15 protein-coding genes and 5 pseudogenes are annotated in these 22,187 nt (G+C 68.4%); 11 read left to right on the top strand and 9 right to left on the bottom strand.

The genetic code is table 11. The annotated features are described in order from the left end of the window. The first annotated feature begins 41 nt into the window (after window positions 1-41). Together ABZS71_RS12485 and ABZS71_RS12480 are read left to right on the top strand one after the other, a co-directional pair. Window positions 42-164 (top strand): hypothetical protein, encoded by a 123-nt coding sequence (locus ABZS71_RS12485; protein WP_355854561.1) that lies wholly within the window; start codon window positions 42-44, stop codon window positions 162-164. Between the two features lie 240 nt (window positions 165-404). Continuing rightward, entirely contained in the window at window positions 405-1,895 is a 1,491-nt protein-coding gene (locus ABZS71_RS12480; RefSeq protein ID WP_356209315.1) for a UDP-N-acetylmuramoyl-L-alanyl-D-glutamate--2,6-diaminopimelate ligase, read from the top strand. Window positions 1,896-2,007: 112 nt separating this feature from the next. On the opposite strand, the pseudogene ABZS71_RS12475 reads toward ABZS71_RS12480, so the two are convergent. From ABZS71_RS12475 to ABZS71_RS12455, 5 genes and pseudogenes are all read right to left on the bottom strand, one after another. Further along, window positions 2,008-2,361, bottom strand: a pseudogene (locus tag ABZS71_RS12475) (GTP-binding protein); the annotation flags it as partial. A 713-nt stretch (window positions 2,362-3,074) separates the two neighbouring features. Beyond that, window positions 3,075-3,455: a hypothetical protein gene (locus ABZS71_RS12470; protein ID WP_356209543.1), complete on the bottom strand. Its 381-nt coding sequence runs from the start codon at window positions 3,453-3,455 to the stop codon at window positions 3,075-3,077. A 189-nt stretch (window positions 3,456-3,644) separates the two neighbouring features. After that, complete coding sequence (locus ABZS71_RS12465) at window positions 3,645-3,920, bottom strand: hypothetical protein (protein WP_356209312.1); 276 nt, start codon at window positions 3,918-3,920, stop codon at window positions 3,645-3,647. Between the two features lie 329 nt (window positions 3,921-4,249). Then, window positions 4,250-6,871: an FxSxx-COOH system tetratricopeptide repeat protein gene (fxsT, locus tag ABZS71_RS12460; RefSeq protein WP_356209309.1), complete on the bottom strand. Its 2,622-nt coding sequence runs from the start codon at window positions 6,869-6,871 to the stop codon at window positions 4,250-4,252. Continuing rightward, window positions 6,868-7,311 (bottom strand): hypothetical protein, encoded by a 444-nt coding sequence (locus tag ABZS71_RS12455; protein ID WP_355854549.1) that lies wholly within the window; start codon window positions 7,309-7,311, stop codon window positions 6,868-6,870. Before ABZS71_RS12455 ends, fxsT begins: the two co-directional genes overlap by 4 nt. A gap of 211 nt (window positions 7,312-7,522) precedes the next feature. On the opposite strand from ABZS71_RS12455, the pseudogene ABZS71_RS12450 reads away from it, so the two are divergent. Then, window positions 7,523-8,774, top strand: a pseudogene (locus ABZS71_RS12450) (IS256 family transposase). 121 nt (window positions 8,775-8,895) lie between these two features. Here ABZS71_RS12450 and ABZS71_RS12445 read toward each other — a convergent pair. Continuing rightward, entirely contained in the window at window positions 8,896-9,330 is a 435-nt protein-coding gene (locus ABZS71_RS12445) for a MarR family transcriptional regulator (RefSeq protein WP_356209307.1), read from the bottom strand. Between the two features lie 72 nt (window positions 9,331-9,402). Here ABZS71_RS12445 and ABZS71_RS12440 point away from each other — a divergent pair, with 72 nt between their 5' ends. From ABZS71_RS12440 to ABZS71_RS12420, 5 genes and pseudogenes are all read left to right on the top strand, one after another. Further along, the gene (locus ABZS71_RS12440; protein WP_356209540.1) at window positions 9,403-10,257 is read left to right on the top strand and encodes an SDR family NAD(P)-dependent oxidoreductase; all 855 of its coding nucleotides are present in this window, start codon (window positions 9,403-9,405) and stop codon (window positions 10,255-10,257) included. A gap of 118 nt (window positions 10,258-10,375) precedes the next feature. Beyond that, window positions 10,376-10,651: a hypothetical protein gene (locus ABZS71_RS12435; protein WP_356209305.1), complete on the top strand. Its 276-nt coding sequence runs from the start codon at window positions 10,376-10,378 to the stop codon at window positions 10,649-10,651. After that, window positions 10,648-10,830: pseudogene (locus tag ABZS71_RS12430) on the top strand (hypothetical protein); the annotation flags it as partial. The gene ABZS71_RS12435 and the pseudogene ABZS71_RS12430, both read left to right, overlap by 4 nt. A 1-nt stretch (window position 10,831) precedes the next feature. Further along, window positions 10,832-11,344 (top strand): annotated as a pseudogene (locus tag ABZS71_RS12425) (IS701 family transposase); the annotation flags it as partial. Window positions 11,345-11,520: 176 nt separating this feature from the next. After that, window positions 11,521-12,870, top strand: coding sequence for an IS4 family transposase (locus ABZS71_RS12420; protein WP_356209303.1), 1,350 nt, complete (start codon window positions 11,521-11,523; stop codon window positions 12,868-12,870). A gap of 24 nt (window positions 12,871-12,894) precedes the next feature. On the opposite strand, the gene ABZS71_RS12415 is transcribed toward ABZS71_RS12420, so the two are convergent. After that, complete coding sequence (locus tag ABZS71_RS12415) at window positions 12,895-14,172, bottom strand: helix-turn-helix domain-containing protein (protein ID WP_356209301.1); 1,278 nt, start codon at window positions 14,170-14,172, stop codon at window positions 12,895-12,897. A gap of 166 nt (window positions 14,173-14,338) precedes the next feature. On the opposite strand from ABZS71_RS12415, the gene ABZS71_RS12410 reads away from it, so the two are divergent. The 3 genes from ABZS71_RS12410 to ABZS71_RS12400 all read left to right on the top strand — a co-directional run bounded on the left by ABZS71_RS12410 (window position 14,339) and on the right by ABZS71_RS12400 (window position 19,211). Continuing rightward, window positions 14,339-15,886, top strand: coding sequence for an AMP-binding protein (locus tag ABZS71_RS12410; RefSeq protein ID WP_356209298.1), 1,548 nt, complete (start codon window positions 14,339-14,341; stop codon window positions 15,884-15,886). 101 nt (window positions 15,887-15,987) lie between these two features. Then, window positions 15,988-17,775 carry a DUF3556 domain-containing protein gene (locus ABZS71_RS12405; RefSeq protein ID WP_356209295.1) on the top strand — a complete coding sequence of 596 codons (1,788 nt, stop codon included), beginning with the start codon at window positions 15,988-15,990 and terminating at the stop codon, window positions 17,773-17,775. Then, complete coding sequence (locus ABZS71_RS12400) at window positions 17,772-19,211, top strand: NAD(P)/FAD-dependent oxidoreductase (protein WP_356209293.1); 1,440 nt, start codon at window positions 17,772-17,774, stop codon at window positions 19,209-19,211. Before ABZS71_RS12405 ends, ABZS71_RS12400 begins: the two co-directional genes overlap by 4 nt. 92 nt (window positions 19,212-19,303) lie before the next feature. On the opposite strand, the gene ABZS71_RS12395 is transcribed toward ABZS71_RS12400, so the two are convergent. Then, window positions 19,304-21,367 carry a M4 family metallopeptidase gene (locus ABZS71_RS12395; RefSeq protein ID WP_356209537.1) on the bottom strand — a complete coding sequence of 688 codons (2,064 nt, stop codon included), beginning with the start codon at window positions 21,365-21,367 and terminating at the stop codon, window positions 19,304-19,306. Window positions 21,368-22,053: 686 nt separating this feature from the next. After that, window positions 22,054-22,187 (bottom strand): annotated as a pseudogene (locus ABZS71_RS12390) (IS5/IS1182 family transposase); the annotation flags it as partial.

The raw sequence follows: 22,187 nt of genomic DNA, 5'->3' as shown, positions 1-22,187 counted from the left end.
ACGCGTATCTCGGACCGTTCGGTTGGACGTACACTCGCCACATGGGTAGCACGCGTGCCGTGAGGGTGAGGGAGTGCCGACAGGCCCCTCGCGCGCTGTGCTTCACCGCCGTCTACGCCGAGGTGCCGCAGACCAGCTGCCGGGCCTTGCACGGCCACGGCTAGCGATCCCCGACGGCCCCTGTCCGGCCGGCCGCCTGACCATGGATTTGTTTCGTCGCGGTCCGCTCCCCGTGTGGTAGCACCGTGAGACTCCGCCTGTTGGGCTGAGCCGCGGCCTCCGGCCCGATCTGGTGGTCGCCAAAGCCCGTTCCAATCCCCCGCGGCTGCGGCGCGCCGTCGGTCCCGCCGTCTGTCGGCGACGGCCGGACGGCCGGACGAGCCGCATCCTCGATAAGGATTCCTGTGAAGCTGAGCGAGCTGCTGGCCGGTCACGACCACGAGATTCTTCAGGGCGACCCGGATACGGTGATCACCGCGGGCACGTGCTTCGACGTCCACCGGGTCTCGCCGGGGTCGCTGTTCATCGCGGTGCCCGGCCACTGTGAGGGCGGTCCCGAGGCCGTCGGACCGGCTCTCGCGCGCGGAGCGGTGGCGGTATTCGTCGACGGGACAGCGCCGGATCTCCCGGCGCCGGTCCGGGCGTCGGCCGCGGGCGCCGGGGTGTGCGTCGTCCGGGTGCCGGATACGCGGACGGCGGCCGCGGTCGTCGCCTCCCGCTACTACGGCGATCCGGGGCGCGTGATGGACATGGTGGCCATCACCGGCACCAACGGGAAGACGTCGGTGTCGTACATGGTCGAGTCCGTGCTGCGGATCGCCGAGAACGCCAAGGTGGGCGTCATCGGGACGGCGGGCAGCCGGGTCGGCGACGAGCTGATCCCGATGCCGAGGTCGGTGTTGACCACACCGGAGTCGCCGGACTTCCAGTACCTGCTGGGGTGCATGCGCGACCGCGGGGTCGGCAGCGTGGTTCTGGAGGCCACGTCGATGGGCTTGCTGACACACCGGGTGGACCACTCGTTCATCGATGTCGGGGTCTTCACCAACCTGACGCAGGACCATCTGGACGACCACGGAACGATGGAGAACTACCGGGACGCGAAACTGCGCTTGTTCCAGGGCCTGTGCCGGCGCGCGGTGGTCAACGTCGACGATCCGGTGGGTGCCGGGATCCCGGCGTTGATGCCCGGCGCGGTGACCACATACGCCCTCGACGCCGAGGCGGACTACCGGGCCACCGACCTCACCATGGACGCCTTCGGTACGCGGTTCACTCTCCACCACGACGGTCGCAAGTATCCGGCGGCGATCCCCCTTCCCGGCCGATTCTCGGTGGCGAATGCGTTGGCCACCGTGGCCGCCTGCCACGTCCTGGGGCACGACCTGGAAGGACTGGTCACCGCACTCGACCGAATGCCTCCGATCCCGGGTCGGTTCGAACGCTTCGAAACCCCGCGCGGAACGTCCGTGATCGTGGACTACGCCCACTCCCCGGACTCCTTGGACAAGGTCCTGGCCACCATCCGGGCCTTCGCCTCCGGCCGGGTCATCACCGTCTTCGGCTGCGGCGGGGACCGTGACGTCACCAAGCGCGCCCAGATGGGGAGGATCGCCGGGACCCACTCCGACCTGTGCGTCCTCACCTCGGACAACCCCCGCAACGAAGACCCCGAGACGATCCTGGACCAGATCACACCAGGTCTCGCGGCGACGGGCACACCGTTCGAACGGTTCACCGACCGCCGTCGGGCGATTGCCTACGCCCTGTCCGTCGCCGACCGGGACGACATCGTCCTGATCGCCGGAAAGGGCAGCGAGCCGTACCAGATCGTCGGTGAGCGGCTGCTCCCGTTCAGCGACATGGCGACAGCGCGCGAACTCGCCGAGGCGTAGTCCCCGGCCAGTGGATTGCCCCTGCTGCCTGCCCCGTGACAACGGATGATTGACTGCCGGCGAAGTCTGAGTGGCTGCCCGGCCCATAGTGGGCCCGGTCAGAGTCTGCGTTTCAGTGCTGAGGTACCGGCCCGGCCTCGTGGGGACCGTTGCTCGTGGTCGCAGGCCTCGTCGAGGCCGTAGGTCTCCCAGGCGGGGAACGGGTCGTCCCAGGCTGCCCAGCGCGGTGCCCCCAGCGCGTGTTCGTCGTCGGTCATCAGGCATGCGGAAAGGGCCTTGTGCAGGGCGCCGGGGCGCAGCCCGGTGCCGATGAAGACGAGTTCCTGACCGCGGTCCCCGCGACCACAGTCCCGCCCCGCGGGCGGGTGGGCAGCCAGAAGAAGCCCTTGGAGCGCAGGATGCTGCCGTAGGTCCCGCTGTCCAAATCCGTGGCCACGATGTCCCACAGCCGGGCGGGGTGGAACGGCACGGCCCAGTGCGGAGCAGGGGAGTCGCCCCCCCAGCCCGGCCGGCAGTGCACCGGGCGGGTATGGCTCCCCCGGGCTTGTACGGGTTCCTGGGGCCTTGGAAACCCGGGAGGACGGCCGGCAGCCATACAGCCCGGTGCGCCCCGGAGACGGCGCAGGGGGTCGTACCCCGGCCGATGGGTGGCAGACGGGCTACACCGGTCGAAGAGTCGCGGTGCCGTCTCCGAGGCGCCGCCGCGACCGTATCGGCGGCGCTTCGGTCGGGTCCGTCGGGTTCGGCTCCGGCGTCGCCAGGAGTGGGTGGGCGTCGGTTCGTTCGGCGGCCAGTCGCCGGCCATCGGGCACCCCGGCCGGGGCCGACGCGGTGGTGTTCGGGCCGGTGCCCAGCGGGCGGCGCGTGGTCGTCATCCGGACAGTCTCCCGCGCTGCTGGACACCTCAGGCGCCTAACTAGCCGGCGACGTCACCGGACTGGTCGTCCCGGACGCCGGCCACTTCTTGCCCGAAGAGGCCCCAGACGCGATGACGAAGGCGCTACTCGACTTCCTCAGCTGAGGCGTCCAGGTGCCCCCGTCGACACCGATGAGGTGTACAGCGGTGAAGCGTTTCCGATCTGATACACCACGGTCGGAGGACGGGGCAGCGTCTGGTCGTCAGAAATGCGGCGGACGCAGCCGGAGCGGCACGTCCTGGAGGTCGGCGGAGCGCGAGGGTCAGAGCCTCCGCACCCATGCGGCGGCGCCGTGGCCGACTGCGAGGTAAATCAGCGCAGGCAGCGCGTAGTTGAAGAAGACGCGAATGCCTTCGGGCTCCATCGTAAAGATGTCCTGTGACCAGCCGGCGAGCCAGTCCGCCATCCCGTGCACGAAGTCGACGAAGACATTCGCCTGGTTCGCGTCGAGCATGTACAGCAGGATCCACAAACACAGAAAACCTGCAGCGATGTCTGCGACGGTGTGAATGATCAATGCTGTCCGCTCTGCCCCGAGACCCCTCGAATTGCCTGCTCGGCGTCGGTTGGTTTCGTAAGGGGTGCTGGTACCACCTTGGTAGGGAGGATTTGCGTTGTGGTGGTACGGACCATTTTCCGCTATGTGATCATGAGGGTTATTCATGAGCGTCTCTTTGCCTGGTCCGCTTCGCTGAAACTTCCTTCACGCTCATTTCACAGCGATGTCCTCAATGTGTTACCAATTCTGCTGCCGAGGCGCCCACTCGACTCAACCTTCTCGGCCATCGTCCTGCTTACCCCCTGCCCACTCGACCACCCGTCACCTGAGTCGCTATAGGATCCCGGGATCGGCCAAGAGGCGCTGACGTGCCGGGCCTGCCGTCGGCGTAGCTGAGGCCAGCGCGACCGTTCTCGCCTCGGCCATCAACGAGGCTGTGACCAGTACCTTCGATACACGGCCCCGGCGACCACGGCGCAGGTGCTTGTGCGCGAGATCCTTCGCCGCGGCGAAGGCTTGGTGCTCGGCACGCGCGTGCTCGAGCCCGTTGGGATCCTCATGGCGATCCCGCTGGCGCAGATCGTCGGCGAGCTCGGCCTGCTGCCGCACAAGTCGCTCCGGTGCCTGGCACTGCCCTCCCCGGGCTGGAGGAGGAGCCCCCCTTTGCGCCGACCGTCGACCACCGCGTACGTCATCTGCTGGAACCAGGGAAGGCGCACCGAATGGCTCCCCTACCGATTCTGGTAGGGGAGCCATTCGCGTTCAGGGATGTCGCTCCCGGTCTGCTCAGGGCAACTCCTGTGGCTTCACCGCCTGTTGAAAGTCAGCGCCTGTTCCTCTCGTGGAGAGATGGCAAATGGGGTGTGGCCCACTGGGTATGACATAGAGATCAATCTGCTCGGGCATTGTGGCGGTCGCCTCCGGTGAGGATGGCCGATTCACCGCGGTGGCTTCGGATCACCGTCCTTGGCGATCACCTTGACCTGGCCCGTTTCGATGAGACGCGCCAGTTGCGTGAACGCGTCGATGACGCCGGTCTCACCGGCTGCCTCCCGCTGCCACAGGGAGACGATAAGCGCTGTCTTCTGCGTCTCGGGGTGGTCGGGGCCGAGCACCCTCCGGCGGGCGTTCAGAACCTCGGTGTACATGTCGGCCGCCGCCCGGGGGCTACCCGCTATGCCCGTGAACCAGGCCAGGTTGCCGCGGGTGGTGATGGTGTCGGGGTGGTCGGGGCCGAGCACCTGCAGCCGGGCCCTCAGTAGCTCCTCGAAGTCCGCCACGGCACCGGTCGCGTCGCCCCCGTGGCCCCGGTGATACGCGGCTCGGGCCCGGGCGCTCAGTGTGGAGGGGTGGTCGGCGCCCAGTCGCCTCGTCCGGACCTCCGCCATCTGCTCGTACGAAGCGGCCACGTCGGCCGCGCCCACGCCCTCCGTCCGCCACTCGGCCAACCGGACCCGGGCATCCAACGTGTCCGGGTGGTCGGGGCCGAGCACCCGCAGGTAGTCCTCCAGCAGGTTCTCCATGGCGGCCACGGCTGCGGCGCGACTGCCCGCCTCGTACTGCCAGCGAGCACCGTTGTGGCGTGAGGTCAGGGAGTGGGGGTGGTCGGGGCCAAGCACCCGCGTCATGTCGGCTGCCAGCTCCTGCAGCGCGGCGGCCGCTTCGGCGGGGTTCCCCGCCTGGCCCAGGCAGCCGGCCAGGTTGCCGCGGGCGGTCAGGGTGTCGACGTTCTCGGGACCGGAGAGCCGCGTCCGGTCGTTCACCAGCTCGGCGAAGGCCGAGGCCGCTTCCGCGGCGTGCCCCGCCATCGCGCGGAACATGGCGTGATTGTGGCGGATGGAGAGAACATTGTCGTCGTCGGGGTCCGCCACCTCGACCAGCACGGCCAGGAGCTTGGCGTGCTCATCGGCTGCCCTCTCCGGGTCTCCCGCCATGCCGAGCCAGTAGGCGTAGTTGGCGGCTACGGTCAAGGGCTTCCCGCTGTCAGGGCTGGGACTCCTCAGGATGTCGTCGAGCAGCTGCTCCAGGTCGGCTTGGGCCGTGAGCGCGTTACCTGTATGGCCGTGCCAGCAGGCGAGAGCGCCGCGCGATGCCCAGGTTCGTGGGTCATCAGGACCGTGCAGCTGCGTCGACGTGGTGACGGCACGTTCTGCGAGTGCGATCGCCTGGGCCAGTTGTCCGTGGAACCCCTGGAAGAGTGAAACGGAGTTCATGAGGGAGCGGGTGTCCTCGGTGTCCTGCTCGGGTCTGGCGTGCGAGAGGTGGGCTTCGATGTGAGGCAGCAGGACGCGACAGCCTGGCCATCCGGCCACATCCAGTAAGCGCTCCTCGGGAAAGGCGGCGCGCAGGGCGGAGGCAGCGGCAGCCCGTGCCTCATCGATGGCGTTCGGGGCACGGTGCGGGTCGTCGGGGTCGGGTGTGCGGGTGACGGCCTGGACCATGCGGTGGATGCCCGCGGCATCCTCGGAGAGGGTGATCAGGCTGAAGTCCGCGAGCAGGGCCAGGGCGTTGTCCACGGCACCGGCCCCGGTGTCGAGGGGGGCCAGCAGCTCGCGGGGTATGCCGTCGGGCGCGAGCCAGGCCAGTACGCGCAGCAGCCGCAGGGCATCGGGGTCGCGCTCGGCGAGGGTATCAAGAGTGACGCGCCAGGCATGAGCGACGGTGAGGGTGCGAGGGTCGCCGTCGCTAGGGGCGCCGAGCAGCTTAGCCGGGTGGGCGGCGAGGCGTTGCAGGTAGGCGGTGAAGGTGATGCGGGTGCGCTTGACGTAGGCGCCGGCCTGTTCGAGCGCCAGGGGCAGGCAGCCCAGCTCCTCGGCGAGTGCGCATGCCGGTGCGCGGTCATCCGGGGCGTCCCGGCCGCTGACGTCGCACAGCAGGCCGGTGGCGGCTTCGAGTTTTAGAGTGTCGAGATGCAGCGGGGGTGGGGCGATGTCGTCCCAGCCGTGGGCGCGGCGGGTGGTGATGAGGTGGTCCCCGGCGGTGAGACTTGTCAGGTAGGGGGCCAGGTCCTCGGGGTGGGCGGCGTTATCGAAGACGAGAAGCCATCCGGGGTGTGCCTGCAGCCAGTTCTGTGCCCAGGCGGCCAGGTCGGCGTACGGGACGCTGATGGTGTCGATACCCGAGTTGATCCGCTTGGCGAGCGTCGCCAGCGAAGCGGTGATGGTGTCCGGACTGTCCGCGGTGATCCACCAGATGACGGGGTAATCGGCCCGGTGGGCGTGAGCGTAGTGCAGCGCCAGACTCGACTTGCCGACTCCGCCCAGGCCGGACACGGTCTGCGTGACCGCGTGCGTGCCAGGACCTCCTCCCGGACACATGGCGCCCTCCAGCCGGCCCATCTCCGTGCTGCGCCCGGAGAAACGGCGGCTCGGCGGCCGGGGCAGATTGTGCAGCCCCGCAGGCGCTTCGGTCCGGGGCGCGGGGGGCAGTGCTACGGATGCCCGCACGGTGAGATCACCGGTCAGGATCACGCCCTCGTTGTGCCCGACGGCCGCCGACCGGAGTCCGAGGGAGGTGATCTGGCTGCCGTAGGCGAAGGGCGGGGGCACAGGAACCGTCACGGTGCCGTCTCGTAGGACGTGTCACCGGTGATGAGGATGCCCGTGGCCCGCTGCACGGCGATGGAACGCGCTCCGGAGGCGGTGATGGTCACCGGCTGGGCCGGTGCCTCGGGGCGGGGCAGGGCGGCGATCTCGGCGGCGATCTCGGGGTCTGTGTGGAGCAGGGTGCTGATCTGCTCACGCAGCGCGGCCAGCAGGGCGGGATCGGCTGGGTCTCCGGCCAGGCGCACGACAGCGGCGATTACCGCGTCCTGCTCGGCGTCCGGGCCTTGCCGTACGGCACCCCGCCCGGTGAGGCGGTGCAGCACCCGTTGGCCGAAGGACACCGTGGCTTCCGCCGCGCTGTCCTCCACCCGAGTAAGGACAGCGGAGCCGTACGCGCCGACCGCACCTGCAATAAAAGGCGTGATCTCCTGCGCCAATTGAGCCGCTTCGAGCACAGCAGTCCTCCCGGGCACGGCTGTTGACCTCGTGGTGCGCAACAGCTCACTGAACCAGCCGACTGGTCAGTCTACCGAGGGAGGGAGAACCGGAGCAATGCTCAATACCTGTGGATCAGCCCTGACGGAAGGAGGCGTGCCTTCCCGATGGATCGATCGATAGGTCATCGAGCAAGGCCGACGTTGCAGCGTCGGTCGGGAAGGCACGCCCGTGCTTACGGCAGTCAACGAGGGCGGCACCACGCCAAGCGGTAGCTCGCTGCTGGATGAGATCGTCCGGGAGGGCGCGAGGCGGATGCTGGCCGCTGCTCTTGAGTCCGAAGTCAACGCTTATATAGCCGAGTTGGCCGGTGAACGCGACGATAAGGGGCGCCGCTTGGTGGTCCGCAATGGCTGTCACCAGCCCCGGCAGGTCACCACCGCGGCGGGGCCGGTCGAGGTCAGGGCTCCGCGAGTGAACGACAAGCGTGTCGACGAGACCACGGGCGAGCGCAAGCGGTTCTCCTCGGCGATCCTGCCGCCGTGGTGCCGCAAGTCCCCGAAGATCAGCGAGGTACTGCCGCTGCTCTACCTGCACGGCTTGTCCCCCGGCGACTTCGTGCCCGCGCTGGAGCAGTTCCTCGGCTCGGCGGCCGGCCTGTCGCCGGCCACGGTCACGCGGCTGACCGCCGAGTGGCAGGCCGACCACTCCGCCTTTATGGACCGTGATCTGTCCGCCACGGACTATGTCTATGTGTGGGCCGACGGCATCCACCTGCGCATCCGCTTGGACGAGGCCAAGGCTGCCGTACTCGTGCTGATCGGTGTGCGGGCGGACGGCACCAAGGAGTTGATCGCGCTGGCCGACGGCTACCGCGAATCGTCCGAGGCATGGGCGGGCTTGTTGCGGGACTGCGCCCGCCGGGGCATGCGGGCTCCGGTGCTGGCCGTCGGCGACGGCGCGCTCCTGGAAGGCGCTGGCCGAGGTGTTCCCCGAGACCCACGAGCAGAGGTGCTGGGTGCATAAGACCGCAAATGTTCTCGATTCCTTGCCGAAGTCGGCCCAGCCCGCGGCCAAGCGCGCCATCCAGGACATCTACAACGCCGAGGACAAGGACCAGGCCCGCAAGGCCATCGCCACCTTCGCCCGACAGTACAGCGCGAAATACCCCAAGGCCGTCAAGAAGATCACCGACGACGAGGCCGAACTTCTGGCCTTCTTCGACTTCCCCGCCGAGCACTGGATCCACCTGCGGACCACCAACCCCATCGAGTCGACGTTCGCCACCGTACGGCTGCGGACCAAGGTCACCAAGGGCGCCGGCAGCCGGGCCGCCGGGCTGGCCATGGTCTTCAAGCTGGTCGAGTCCGCCCAGGCGCGCTGGCGGGCCGTGAACGCACCCCACCTCGTCGCCCTCGTCCGCGCCGGAGCCCGCTTCGAACGCGGCCATCTCGTCGAACGCCCCGAAGCTTACGCAGTCTGACGCACCTCAACTGATCTGCAGTTCTTGACTATTGCTCACAACACCGCCCCTGTGCGTCTGCCAGCTCTCCCCCAGCCGCGCGAGGTGATCACCGCACGACCTTGATCCACCTGAAACACCATTAGTGGTCCTGCTGGATCGCCTGAACGCAGCGGGCCAGCAGGGCGCGGAGCGTGTCTTGTTCCTCGGCGGTGAACTCGTCGGCCAGGCGGCGTTCGATGCGGACCGCTTCGGTATCGGCGGCGGTGAGGGCGCGGTGGCCGGCTTCGGTGAGACGGGTCTCGAGGACCTTGCGGTGCCAGGGGTGTGCCGACCGCTCGACCAGGCCACGTGCCTGCAGGGTCTTGAGCACTGCCGTCATGGCCTGCGGGGTGACCAGGCAGGCGCGGGCCAGCGCGGCGGCGGAGATGCCGGGGTGCTGGGCGAGGGCCAGGAGAGCGGCGTACTGGGCGACGGTCAGGTCGGCCGCGCGCACGGCGCTGCTCTTGGCGGTCATCAGCGCCTGCTCGGCCCGTTTGATGTCCAGGCCGAGCCGGGCGTCCGGCGGCATCTCCATGCGGCTACCTTACCGACCCTTGAGATGAGTAAAGCGTGGAACTTGTATAAAGGCTTTGATAATAGTGGGGGCATGCATGAACAAACATCTGTTTCGGACGACCTGCGCGGGAAGACGGTCCTGCTGACCGGGGCCACCCAGGGGATGGGGCGCCACCTCGCCCGGCTCCTGGCGGCCCGGGGTGCGACGTTGCTGCTCCACGGACGCGACCGGGAGCGGCTTGCGGCGGTCGCCGACGAGGTACGCCAGTCGGCTCCGGATGCGCCGGTGCGTACCTACGCGGCCGACCTGGCCGACCTTGAGCAGGTGCGCACGCTGGCCGACGCCGTCCTCGCCGCCGAGCCTCGGCTCGACGTGCTGGTCAACAACGCCGCCGTGGGCGGCGGCAGCGCTCCGAACGTGCGCGAAACAAGCAGCCAGGGTCACGAACTCCGGTTCGCCGTCAACCACCTCGCGCCGTACGTTCTCACCCGCCGGCTCCTCCCGCTCCTCGCCGCCTCGGCACCCTCGCGGGTGGTCAATGTGGCGTCGATGGGGCAGGCACCCATCGACTTTGACAACGTGATGCTGGAACACGACTACGAAGGGGTGCACGCCTACTGCCGCAGCAAACTAGCCCTGATCATGGCCTCGTTCGACCTGGCAGCCGAGGTCGCGCAGCACAAGGTCACCGCGAATGTGTTGCACCCAGCCCACCTGATGGACACCTACATGTTGCAGCAGAGCGGCTTCACCCCCGCCGCGAGCCTCGACGATGGTGCTCAGCCGACGCTGCGGCTCATCGTCGACCCAAAGGCCGAAGGCATCACAGGACGATACTTCGACCGGTTCGACGACCGGCCCGCACACCCGCAGGCATACGATGCGCAGGCCCGCGCCCGACTCGCCGCACTCACCACGGAGCTGACCGCACCGTTCACAGCGTGAGTAGGCGCAGGCGCCCGCTTCGAAGGCAGCAAGCTGGTCGAGCGACCCGAGGACCACCCGATGCCCACAGCCGCCTAAAGATCTTGACCCACAGGTCTTGACGATAGCTCGGAGAACCGTGAGGTGGCTCTCGACCCGCAACTGTCGTGACTGCGCCCTCAGTTCCGCCAAGCCCGCCCCGGCCCTGGATCGGTGCGTCCCCGACTGCGGCAATAGCCTCCGCACGGACCAGCACGCCGCCCAGCTCCACGACGGCGCCGATCTCCTGGACAAGAAGGCGGCCCACACGCCCCAGCCCATCGGGGACCGTCTGCGGGCGAATGCCTCCCAGCTCCGTTCGTACGCCGAGGGCCACGACCACACCCGCATCACCCGTCAGGGAACCTCGGGATGAACCCCGCCTTCGATGAACGCGACCGCATCCAAGCCGCAATGGACCGCATCCTGTCCGGCACAGCGGAGCACTCGAACGGTGCCCTGACGATCGTCTCCCTGGCCGAGGAAGCGCAGGTCCCCCGGAATGCGCTCACTCAGCGCCACCTGGACCTGAAGAATGAGTTCTACGAACGGGTCATCCGCAGGGGCCGGGACCAAGGGCCACCGCTTCTACAACTGGGCAGTCATCGACCTCGCCGACCCCCGCCCCGGGAGTCGTCAGCTGCTGATCCGCCGCAACCGCAGCACCCGGCGAACTCGCTTACTACCGCTGCCCGCATCCGTGCCGCTGACCGTGCTGGTCAGAGTCGCTGGATCAAGGTGGCGGGTGGAGGAGTTCTTCCAGTCGGGCAAGGGCCTGGCCGCACTCGACGAGCACCAGGTTCGTCGCTATACCTCCTGGTCCCGCTGGGTCACCCTCGCCATGCTCGCGCATGCCTTCCTCGCCGTCGTACGCGCGGACGAGCACACCCGCCCCGCACCCGATGCCCTCATTCCGCTCACCTGCAACGAGATCCAGCGCCTGTTCATCACTCTCGTCGTCCGACCCGTCCACGCCACAGCCCACCGACTCGGTTGGTCAAACTGGCGGCGCCGCCACCAGGCCCGATCCCAGGCCAGCCACTACCGGCAACAAGCCACTCGGCCATGAAGATCACGATCTACGGCTGGAGTCAACACCGTTGAGTTTGGCCTGGTGGTGACGTGTCAAGGGGGTTGAACGACGCAACGGAACCCGGTAGATCAACTTTCGACCAAGAGAGTTGATCAAGGAGTTCCGTTGCAGGAGCAGTCTGTCATCACCCGCGAGATCGCGTAGCCGGGGGCGTGTTCGCGCCGGGACATCTCGGGGAGTTGACGCAGGTGGTGGACTTTGCGCTGGTCGATGCGGTGCTGGAGGAGACCGGGACAGTCCAGAAGCGGGTCAGGCTGCTGCCCTCGCGGGTGGTGGTGTACTTCGTCCTGGCGCTGGCCCTGTTCGAGCGGTGCAGCTACCGGGCGGTGTGGGGCAAGCTTGTCGCGAGCCTGGACGCCCTGGCCTTGGTGCGGCCGTGCACCTCGGCGCTGTGCCGGGCCCGTCGCCGGGTGGGAGCCGCTCCGTTCAAGGCGTTGTTCGAGACGCTGGCCGGGCCGGTCGCCGGACCGCGTACTCCCGGCGCGTTCTGGCGGGGTCTGCGGACAGTGGCCATCGACGGCACCAGCCTGCACCTTCCCGACAGTGAACCGATCGCCTCCCGGCATGCCAAGCGCAAGCGCAAGGGCGAGGACGTGGAGTTCGGCTACCCGCTGCTCCGGCTGCTCGTGCTCATCGAGTGCGGCACCCGGGCGGTGCTCGCCGCCGCCTTCGGCCCGGAGACCACAGGCGAGACCACCTACGCTGAGCGGATGCTCCACCGGCTGACCCACGGGATGCTCGTGCTGCTGGACATCGGCTTCGACGGTTACCCCCTCCTGCTCCAACTCCGCTCCACCGGAGCGGAGTTCCTGTGCCGGTCCGGCTCCCGTCGCATCCCGCTGATTACCAAGCGGCTGCCGGACGGCTCCTACCTGTCGACCTTCGGCATGGGCAAGCTGCCGGTGCGGATAGTCGAAGCATGGATCACCGTGACCTACCAGGACGGCAGGGTCCGCCGTGAGCAGTGGCGCCTGGCCACCAGCCTGACCGACCACACCCGCTACCCCGCCCGTGAGCTGGTCACTCTGTACCACGAGAGGTGGCAGGCCGAGACCGCCTACTTCTCGATCAAGGCCACGATGCTGGACGGCCGCATCCTGCGCTCGCACCGCCCGGAGGAGGTCGACCAGGAGGTGTATGCCCTGCTGACCGTCTACCAGGCCCTCATACGGATCACTGCCGACGCCACCACAAGCCGACCGAGTCTGGACCCCGACCGGATCAGCTTCACCGTCGCGCTGGAGACCGCCCGCGACCAGGTCACCACCGCCGCCGGGATCATCCCCGGTGAGGTCACGCTGGTGGGCACGATCGGCCACGCCATCCTGGACAACCTCCTGCCCGCCCGCCGCAGGCAGCAAGCCAAGGCCCGAACCCGAAAGAACCCGACCAGCAAGTACAGCAAGAACTCCCTCCAACACCCTGCCACCGCTCAGCACTACACCCTCGAAGCCGAGGTCACGGTGATGGAGGAAGGCTTGAAGGCCAGGTCAAAGCGCTAAATCAACGGTGTTGCGGCTGGAGTACTAGTTGGTGAGGACGGTGTCGCCAAGCCAGTAGCAGGCCAGTAGGGCAAGTTCGATGTGGAGTCGGTTGTCCCCGATGGCGATTCCGAGTTCGTCCTCAGCCTTTTTGACTCGGTATTTCACGGTGTTGTAGTGAAGGTTCAGCCGCTCAGCTGCGCTTTTGTGGCTTGCTCCGCTGTCGAGAAAGGCGTGCAAAGTATCTCGGGTGCGCGACGCATTGTCGCTGTTCGCGGCAAGGGGTCCCAGCGTGTCGATGACCCATTTTCTGGTCTTGTCGACTTCTTTTGACAGGAGGTCGATGACGGGGAGCCCTGGATCATCGTAGAAGGTGACACGACGGGGGTGGGGCTTGTGCAGCATGGCGACGTTCTGCGCTGTTCTGGCGCGCTCGTGCGACACGCGAAAGCCGTGATGTCCGCGGGCGGGGCTACCCGCCGCGACGGACAGAGCGTCCGTTCGGCCGGCTACGTGGCGGCTGATGTCGCGGCAGTTGACGGTGGCGCGCTCGCCCAGAGGTATCCATGCCCACCCGGAGAGGCGGTCGACGGCGACGAACAGCGGAGGGCGGCGGACCTTCATGATGTCTGCGAGGTCTTGAGCTGCGCGTTCGAGGTCGTTGAGGGCTTGGTCCGCGTCGAGGTCTTCGGGGAACCACAGGATCGTGGACAGGTGGTATTGGTCCAGGGTGTAGCCCAGGCCGAGGTCGGTGGGTGGGGGCGCGGTGGTGTCGTGGCTGAGGAGTTCGTGCACGCGGACGGCACGCATGCTGCTGTTGCTGGCCTGCCAGCGGTTGCGTTCCCGTTCGTAGACGTCGACGACTTGTTGGGAGATCCAGTCGATGTAGCCGGAGACGACGGTGAACATGCGGTGGGCTACGGCGAGTCTCAGCTCTGGGGCCAGGTCTGTCGCTGTGATGCGAGTCAAAGCGTCGTCGAGAAGGGTGGTCTGGCCGAGGCGGTAGGCGCGCACCAGCGCGTTGACCGGTACACCGCGCTGGGCGAGCCGCCGGGCGTATTCCATCGCTGCTGCCGGGGCCTCCAGGTGCTCGGCGGAAATGTTGTACTGGAGGGTGTGCAGGACCGTGTCCACGTTGCCTTCGATGCTGGCGCCCAGCAATTCCAGCAACCGTGAGTCCTTGCGTAGTTCAGGAATATTGGATTCCAGGACGTCCTTGACTTTCTCGGTTTCGGCTGCGAGACGTCCATTGAGCTCTGCGGCTATGACGGCGACCCAACGGTCGATGGCTGGGGAGTCGGATTCCTCGGCTTTTGTGTCCACCGGACAACCGTAGCGAGCCACCCCCGGGGCCGGTAGCACCGCCAAAGCTACGTATTCCGCGCCGACCTGCGGCCTGACCCCGGCGACGGCGCCGTCCCACCGCCGGACGGGGACCCGTCATGTCTCCCGGAGACAAACCCCATCGTTATCTTCATCGCACCGGGACATGGCGTGCGTCATCGTGGCGCTCCTACCTTGCCGTAACACATCGTTGACGACGAGGTCACAGGAAGCATCCATGCATCTTTCGGTTCTGCCTGACGCCCGTGCTCTCCGTGATCCCGGTGGACAGGCGATCGCCGATGACACCGCCACACTGACCAACGCCCAGTTCGCCGAGGCGGTCAGGCGGGCCGCCGCAGCCCTGTCCGGGTTGGGGGTCGGCCGCGGTGACGTGGTGGCCATCATGCTGCCGAACACGGTGGAGTTCATCACCGCGATGTTCGCGGCATGGCGGCTGGGCGCTGCTGTGACCCCGGTGAACCCCTCGCTCACCGCAGTGGAGGTGGAATACCAGCTGGGCGACGTCTCGGCGAAGGTCGTGGTGACGACCGCCGAGGGCGCTGCGAAGGTGTCCGGAGCTGCCGCGGTGTGCACGGACCTGTCGGCGCCCTCGGGCGCGGGCTCAGTGGATGCGATGGCGGAATACCGGCGGGAGGACCTGGCCCTGGTGATCTACACCAGCGGTACGACGGGCCGGCCCAAGGGTGTGATGCTCGACCACGCCAACATCGCCGCCATGTGTGCGATGACCATCGAAGCGTTCGAACTGGACGCTGCGGCGCACAGCCTTCTGGTTCTCCCCCTGTTCCACGTCAACGGCATCGTCGTCAGCACCCTGTCGCCGCTGCTGGCAGGCGGCCGCGCCACGGTTGCGGGGCGGTTCGATGCGGCGTCGTTCTTCCCGCGGGTCGCCGTGGCCCGTCCCACGTACTTCTCCGCAGTGCCGACGATCTACGCCAAGCTCGCCGATCTGCCTGCGGACAGTCCGGTCGATACCTCCTCGCTGCGGTTCGCCATCTGTGGGGCCGCTCCGGCGAGCGCGGAGCTGCTGCGAAAATTCGAAGCGCGCTTCGGGGTGCCGGTCATCGAAGGGTATGGGCTGTCGGAAGGAACCTGCGCCAGCACGGTCAACCCGCTGCACGGCGAACGGAAGGCGGGCACCGTCGGTCTGCCGCTGCCGGGCCAATCGATTCGTGTGGTCGATCCCGACGGCTCCGAGACCACTGGTGGCGCCGCGGGGGAGGTCCTCATCCAGGGGCCCAATGTGATGCGCGGCTACCTCAACCGGCCGCAGGAGACAGCAGCGACCATCCGCGACGGCTGGCTGCACACCGGCGACATCGGCTGTCTGGGCGAGGACGGTTACCTGGTTCTGGTGGGCCGTACGAAGGACATGGTGATCCGCGGCGGCGAGAACATCTACCCCAAGGAGATCGAAGGGGTCGTCCACCAGCTGAGTGACGTCCTCGAGGCAGCCGTCGTCGGCCGGCCCCATCCGGTGCTGGGGGAAGAGCCGGTGCTGTTCGTGTCCCTGGTCACGGGCGGTGTCCTGGACGAGGAAGGCATCTACGGGCACCTTCGGGGGCGGCTGTCCAAGTTCAAGCTCCCCGCCGCGATCTTCATTGTCGATGCCATCCCCAAAAACGCTGTCGGAAAGATCGACAAGCCCACGCTGCGGACCCGGCTGGGGCCAACCGGCTTGACCGCCTGACCCGTAGTCACCGCACCGCACCGCAGCGCCTGGCGCCGCTGATCCGCGCAACACCTCAGCGGTTGCGCCCACCTGCCCGGAAACACAGACAAAGGAGTCTGATGGGCTTTCTGTCCCCGACGCTACCGGACACGGACCTCGCCGAGTGGCGGCGGAGTTCGTACCAGGACCGGCTGCGCGTCCAAGTACAGCACTGGGCCGAGTACGGATTCGGCACACCGTGGGGGGTGTTCATCCTCTACATCGTCAAGATGGCGGCCTACCTGGTGCTGCCGGCGTGGATCATCTCCGCCACGACCCCGGGCCTGGGCACGCTGGGAGAAATCGGCTCCTGGTGGACCGAGCCGATCGTGTTCCAGAAATTCGTCATCTTCACCATCCTGTTCGAAGTCCTCGGCTTCGGCTGCGGGTCCGGGCCGCTGACGATGCGCTTCTTCCCGCCGGTGGGCGGCTTCATCTACTGGCTGCGTCCCGGAACGCTCCGGATGCCGCCCTGGCCCGGCAAGGTGCCGCTCACCAGGGGCGACAAGCGCACGCTGGTCGATGTCGCGCTGTACCTGCTGGTCATTGGTGCGCTCGTGTGGGGACTGGCCGGTGACACTGTCGCCGGTGGCACGCGCGCCTCCGGCCTGGTCGCCCCGTCCGCCACGGCCTTGATCGTGGCGTCGCTGGCGGTCATCGGACTCCGGGACAAGACCATCTTCCTGGCCGCGCGCGCCGACCAGTACTGGATCATGGCGATCGCCTTCCTCTTCCCGTTCACCGACATGATCATCGCCTTGAAGCTGATCATGATCGCGGTGTGGTGGGGAGCGGCCACCTCCAAGCTGAACCACCACTTCCCCTTCGTGGTGTCGGTGATGCTCTCCAACAGCCCGGCGCTGCGCAGCAAGTGGCTCAAGCGCAAGCTGTTCCGCCGGTTCCCCGACGATGTCCGCCCGTCCGGGTTCGCCAAGGCCGCCGCTCACACCGGCACGGTCATCGAGTACTGCGTCCCCCTGGTGCTGCTGTTCTCGACGAACACCACGGTCACGCTGCTGGCCTGCGCGGCGATGACGATCTTCCACCTGTTCATCCTGTCCACCTTCCCCGCGGGCGTGCCCCTGGAGTGGAACCTGTTCGTCATCATCGGGGCGTGGCTGCTGTTCGGCCACTACGGAGGCACCCAGTACGCCCTGTCGTCCGCGACGTCGCCATGGCTGATCGCCGCGTTGCTGGTGCCGGTCGTCGTGATGATCGGCATCGGCAACTTCAAGCCGGAGTGGATCTCCTTCCTGCCAGGGATGCGGTACTACGCCGGCAACTGGGCCACCAGCATGTGGATCATGCGGCCCGGTGTGGAGGAGACGCTCGACGCCAAGATCGTCAAGTCTGCGCGCCTGCAGAAGTGGCAGCTGATGAAGCTCTACGACGAGGGCACCAGCGAGTTCATGATGCAGAAGTTCCTGGCCTGGCGCTCCATGCACTCCCACGGGCGCGCCCTGGTCGGTCTGCTGCCCCGGGCCGTGGACGACCCCGACGCCTACGTCATCCGCGAGGGCGAGTTCCTGGCCGGAGCGCTGCTCGGCTGGAACTTCGGTGAGGGGCACCTGCACGACGAGCAGCTGGTCGAGGCAGTGCAGAAGCGGTGCCAATTCGCCCCCGGCGACCTGCGGGTCATCATGCTCGAAGGCCAGCCGGCCCATACCCGGCAACAGCGGTACCGGATCGTCGACGCAGCAACCGGACTGATGGAAGAAGGCATCGTCCGGGTCTCCGAGATGATTGTCCGTCAGCCCTGGCTGGACCACACGCGTACCATCCCCGTCCAGGTCATCAGCGACGGCGTGCCGGCACCCGCCGCCTCCGCGGCCACAATCCCGCCCGCCTCCGAGGTGGAGCCGGCATGACGAGCGCCATCGTGGTGGGGGCCGGCCCCAACGGGCTGGCCGCCGCCGTGACCCTGGCCCTGGGCGGCGTCGAGGTCACGGTGCTGGAAGCCGCCGCCACCATCGGCGGCGGCACCCGCACCAGCGAGCTCACCCTCCCCGGGCTGCTGCACGACGAATGCTCCGCCATCCACCCCATGGCGGCAGCCTCCCCATTCCTGCAGTCGCTGGACCTGTCCGCACACGGCCTGCGCTGGCTGCGCCCCGACATCGACGTGGCGCACCCCCTCGACTCAGGAACCGCCGCGGTGCTGCACACCGCCATCGAGGACACCGCGGTGGGACTCGGCGCCGACGGCGCCGGGTGGCGGCGCTTCTTCGGACCCCTGACGGCGCGGATCGACGCTCTGACGCAGGAGCTCTTCCAGCCCGTCGCGCACCTGCCCCGCCATCCGCTCACTCTGGCCAGGTTCGGCCTCAACGCCTTGCTGCCCGCCACGGTGACCGCGCGCCGCTGGAGCACCGACGAAGCCCGAGCACTCTTCGGCGGAATCGCCGCACACGCCCTCTACCCGCTGACCCGCCCCACCACCACCGCCGTGGGAGCCATGATGATCGCCGCCGGCCACCGCTATGGCTGGCCCGTCGCGCAAGGCGGCTCCCGCGCCATCACCGACGCCCTTGCCGCCGTACTCACCGCCCACGGCGGGAAGATCGAAACCGGTATCCACGTCACCTCGCTGCGGCAGCTGCCTCCGAGCGACCTGGTCATGCTCGACCTGTCGCCCACCGGCGTCGTCGAGATCGCCGGGGACCAACTGCCCTCGCGCGTCGCGCGCGCCTACCGGCGCTGGCGCTACGGCCCGGGCGCCTTCAAGGTCGATCTCGCCGTGGAAGGTGGCATCCCCTGGCGCAACGTAGCCTGCCGCGCAGCGGGAACCGTGCATCTGGGCGGCACCCTGGAGGAGATAGCTGCCGCAGAGCGGGCCGTCCACAGCGGCCGGATGCCCGAACGGCCCTTCGTGCTGGTCGCGCAGCAGTACCTCGCCGACCCCTCCCGGTCCAACGGCGACACCCACCCCGTCTGGGCCTACGCACACGTCCCCCACGGCTACACCGGCGACGCCACCGGGCCCCTGCTGGCCCAGATCGAACGCTTTGCGCCCGGCTTCCGCGACCGTGTCCTGGCGCAGCGGGTCCGCACCACCACTGAAATGGCCGCCTACAACCCCAACTACGTCGGCGGCGACATCATCACCGGCGCCAACACCCCCCTGCAAGTCGCCCTGCGGCCCCGCACTGCTGCCAACCCCTATGCGACCGGCATCCCCGGTGTCCACATCTGCTCCGCCGCCACCCCGCCCGGAGCAGGGGCACACGGCATGGGCGGCCACAACGCCGCCCGCTCCGCGCTGAAAACACTCCACACACCTCGGGGCGGACGCGAGTACGGTTGAGGGAGCGGCGCCTTCCCGGCCGACGGCCGCACCGCGGTCCACTCGGAGAAGCGGCCCGCGGTGCGGTCAGGTGTGCGGTTGGGTTCCCGTGGTCAGCTGATGTTGATCGCCGTGTCGTCGATGACGAAGTCGGTGGCGAGGCTGCTGTCCTCGGTGCCGGTGAACTTCAGGGTGATGGTCTGCCCGGCGTAGGACGAGAGGTCGAAGGTCTTCTGCACATAGCCGGTGGCGGCGTTCGCGTTGGAGTAGGTCGCCAGCGTGGAGCTGCCCACCTGCACCTTGAGCGTGTCGTACGCCGTGGAGCCGGATTCCTGGGTGCCGGTGTGCAGCCAGAACGACAGGGTCGCCTTGCAGCCGGAGGGTACCGTCACCGACTGGGACAGCGTGTCCGTGTGGGTGGTGCCGTAGCCGTCCAGCCAGGCCTTCCAGGAACCCGAGTGCGCCGGCTGGCCGCTGTCGCTGGTGATGACACCGGAGGTCGCCGTCCACGACCCGGAACCGGACTCGAAGCCCGGGTTGGCGAGCAGTTGCTGAGCGGTGCAGCCGCCGCCGCCACCGCCGACGCGGCTGCCGACATTGACGGCCGCCCAGGCGTTGGCGGTGTTGTTGTACGTGGCGCTGCCGCTGCCGTACAGGTCCGCGGCCGCGGACAGTGTGGCGCTGCGGGCACCGGCGTAGTTGGTGGTGGAGGTCATGTACGTGCTGAGCGCGCGGTACCAGATCTTGGCGGCGGCGTCCCGGCCGATGGCCGTCACGGCCAGGCCGTCGGAGGTCGGGCTGTTGTAGCTGACGCCGTTCACCACCTTGGCGCCGCTTCCCTCGGAGGCCAGGTAGAACCAGTGGTTGGCCGGGCCGGAGGAGTAGTGGACGTCGATGCCGCCGATGCCCGAGTACCAGGAGTCCTTGGACCCGCCGTCCTTGCTGGGCTTGTCCATGTAGCGCAGCGGGGTGCCGTTGCCGTTGATGTTGATCTTCTCGCCGATCAGGTAATCGCCGGGGTCGGCCGCGGAGTTCACGTTCCACTCGACGGCGGAGCCGAAGATGTCCGAGGTGGCCTCGTTGAGGCCGCCGGACTCACCGCTGTAGTTCAGGCCGGCGGTGTTGGAGGTGACGCCGTGGGTCATCTCGTGTGCGGCGACATCGAGGGAGGTCAGCGGCTGGGCGTTGCCGGAGCCGTCGCCATAGGTCATGCAGAAGCAGGAGTCGTCCCAGAAGGCGTTCGCATAGTTGTTGCCGTAGTGGACGCGGGAGTAGGCCCCGACGCCGTCGCCCCGGATGCCGGTGCGGCCGTGCACGTTTTTGTAGTAGTCCCAGGTGACCTGGGCGCCGAACGCCGCGTCCACAGCGGCGGTCTGCCGGTTGGACTGGGAGCCGTTGCCCCAGACGTCGTCGGCGTCGGTGAACAGCGAGCCGGTCCCGGACGTGCCCTGGTTGAGGTCGTAGGTCTTGTGGCCGCCGCGGGTGCCGTCGGTCAGCGTGTAGCTGGATCCCGACGCCGTCGTGCCGAGGGATACGGACCCGTTGTACTGGCCGGTGCCGGTGCCGGACTCGATGTCCTGGTAGTCGAAGAGCTTGGCGCCGGTGCGGGCGTCGGTGATGACATGCAGCGCGTTCGGCGTGCCGTCGTCCTGCAGGCCGCCGACGACCGTCTCCCAGGCGAGCTTCGGCTGACCGGAAGCAGCCCAGATCACCTTCCGTTCCGTGGTCACCTTGGGGTCCTCTGCACCCTTGGCCTCGGCCCGGGCGAGGGCGGACTTCTTCGCGGCGGACGCGGACCCGGTGGGCGTCGTGGTCGCCACCGCGATCGACTTGCTGGTCGCCTTGGTGACTCCCTTCAGGGCATCGCTCGTGCTCCGGTGGACCACGAGGTCGCCACCGAGGACCGGCAGGCCGTCGTAGGTGCGCTCGTAGCGGGTGTGGACCGTACCGTCGGCGTCCTTGGCCACCGACTTCACCACCAGCCGCTCCCGCGCGCCGAGGTGGAGCTCCCGGGCGGTGGTGCCGGTTCCCGCCTTGGCGGCTTCCACGAGCTTGGCCTGCTGCGCGGGGGAGAGCTTGGCGGCCAGAGCCCCGGCCCGGGGGTGGGCGGTGGCGGGGTTCCGCTGGCCGACGGGGTGGGCCGCGGCCGTGCCGGTCGGCATGGCGACGGCGAGCATGGCGGCGCCGGCTATGAAGACGCCGATCGCGGCGGGTCTGCGGGCGGATGATCTCAAGTGAACTCCTTCGGCGGATGCCCATGGGTGGGCCGATGGCGTACCGGGCCGGTCGGTGTGCGGCCCCGGTACGCTGCGGGGCGTGGACAGGGAGTCGGTGCGGCCATGCCGTTGCGGCATGGCCTGGGAAGGAGGCCGGCTAGAACGGGGTCCGGCGACCGAGGTGGTATCGACGGAGGCCGCGGGTGCGGTGCCGACGGAGGAATGTACCGGCCCGGAGAGCCCTGGGATGGTGGCCGAAAACGGCGTGGCCGGTGGCGGCCGACGCCGAGGCGGACCACGGTGAACTGCGCCGGGGCTCAAAAGCTACGGCGCGGTCTTGACCACGGGAACCGAACGGCATGACGGCCGCAGCCGACTTCATGCTCCAGGGGCCTGGCACGCGGTGGAACGGCAGACCGTGTGCGCCCTGGTGGTGGAGGCCGGCCTCGGGGTCTCCCTGGCCCCGGCGAGCATCCGACGCATCCGCCTCAAGGACATCGCCCTCCGCGGAATCGAGCCCGACGCCGCCCGCACACGAGTTGCCGTGGCCTGGCGCCGGAACGACCAAACCCCCTTGGTCGCACCTGCTGGCCGGTGCCGGCGTAGGTCCGCCGGACAGGCCTAGGGCGTGTGCCGAGTTCAGATCTTTAGACGGGCTGGAGGCTGCGGAGCCAGATGACGGCTCGGCGTAAGTGGAGTCCGGCCAGGTAGCTGGCCGGGGTCTTGTCGTAGCGGGTGGCGAGCCCGCGCCATTCCTTGATCTTGTTGATGCAGCGTTCGG

The organism is Streptomyces sp. NPDC005393, from assembly GCF_040606675.1.
Classification (GTDB): Bacteria; Actinomycetota; Actinomycetes; order Streptomycetales; family Streptomycetaceae; genus Streptomyces.
The sequence above is the reverse complement of the archived record's forward strand: the minus strand, read 5'-3'. Positions and strand labels throughout refer to the sequence as shown.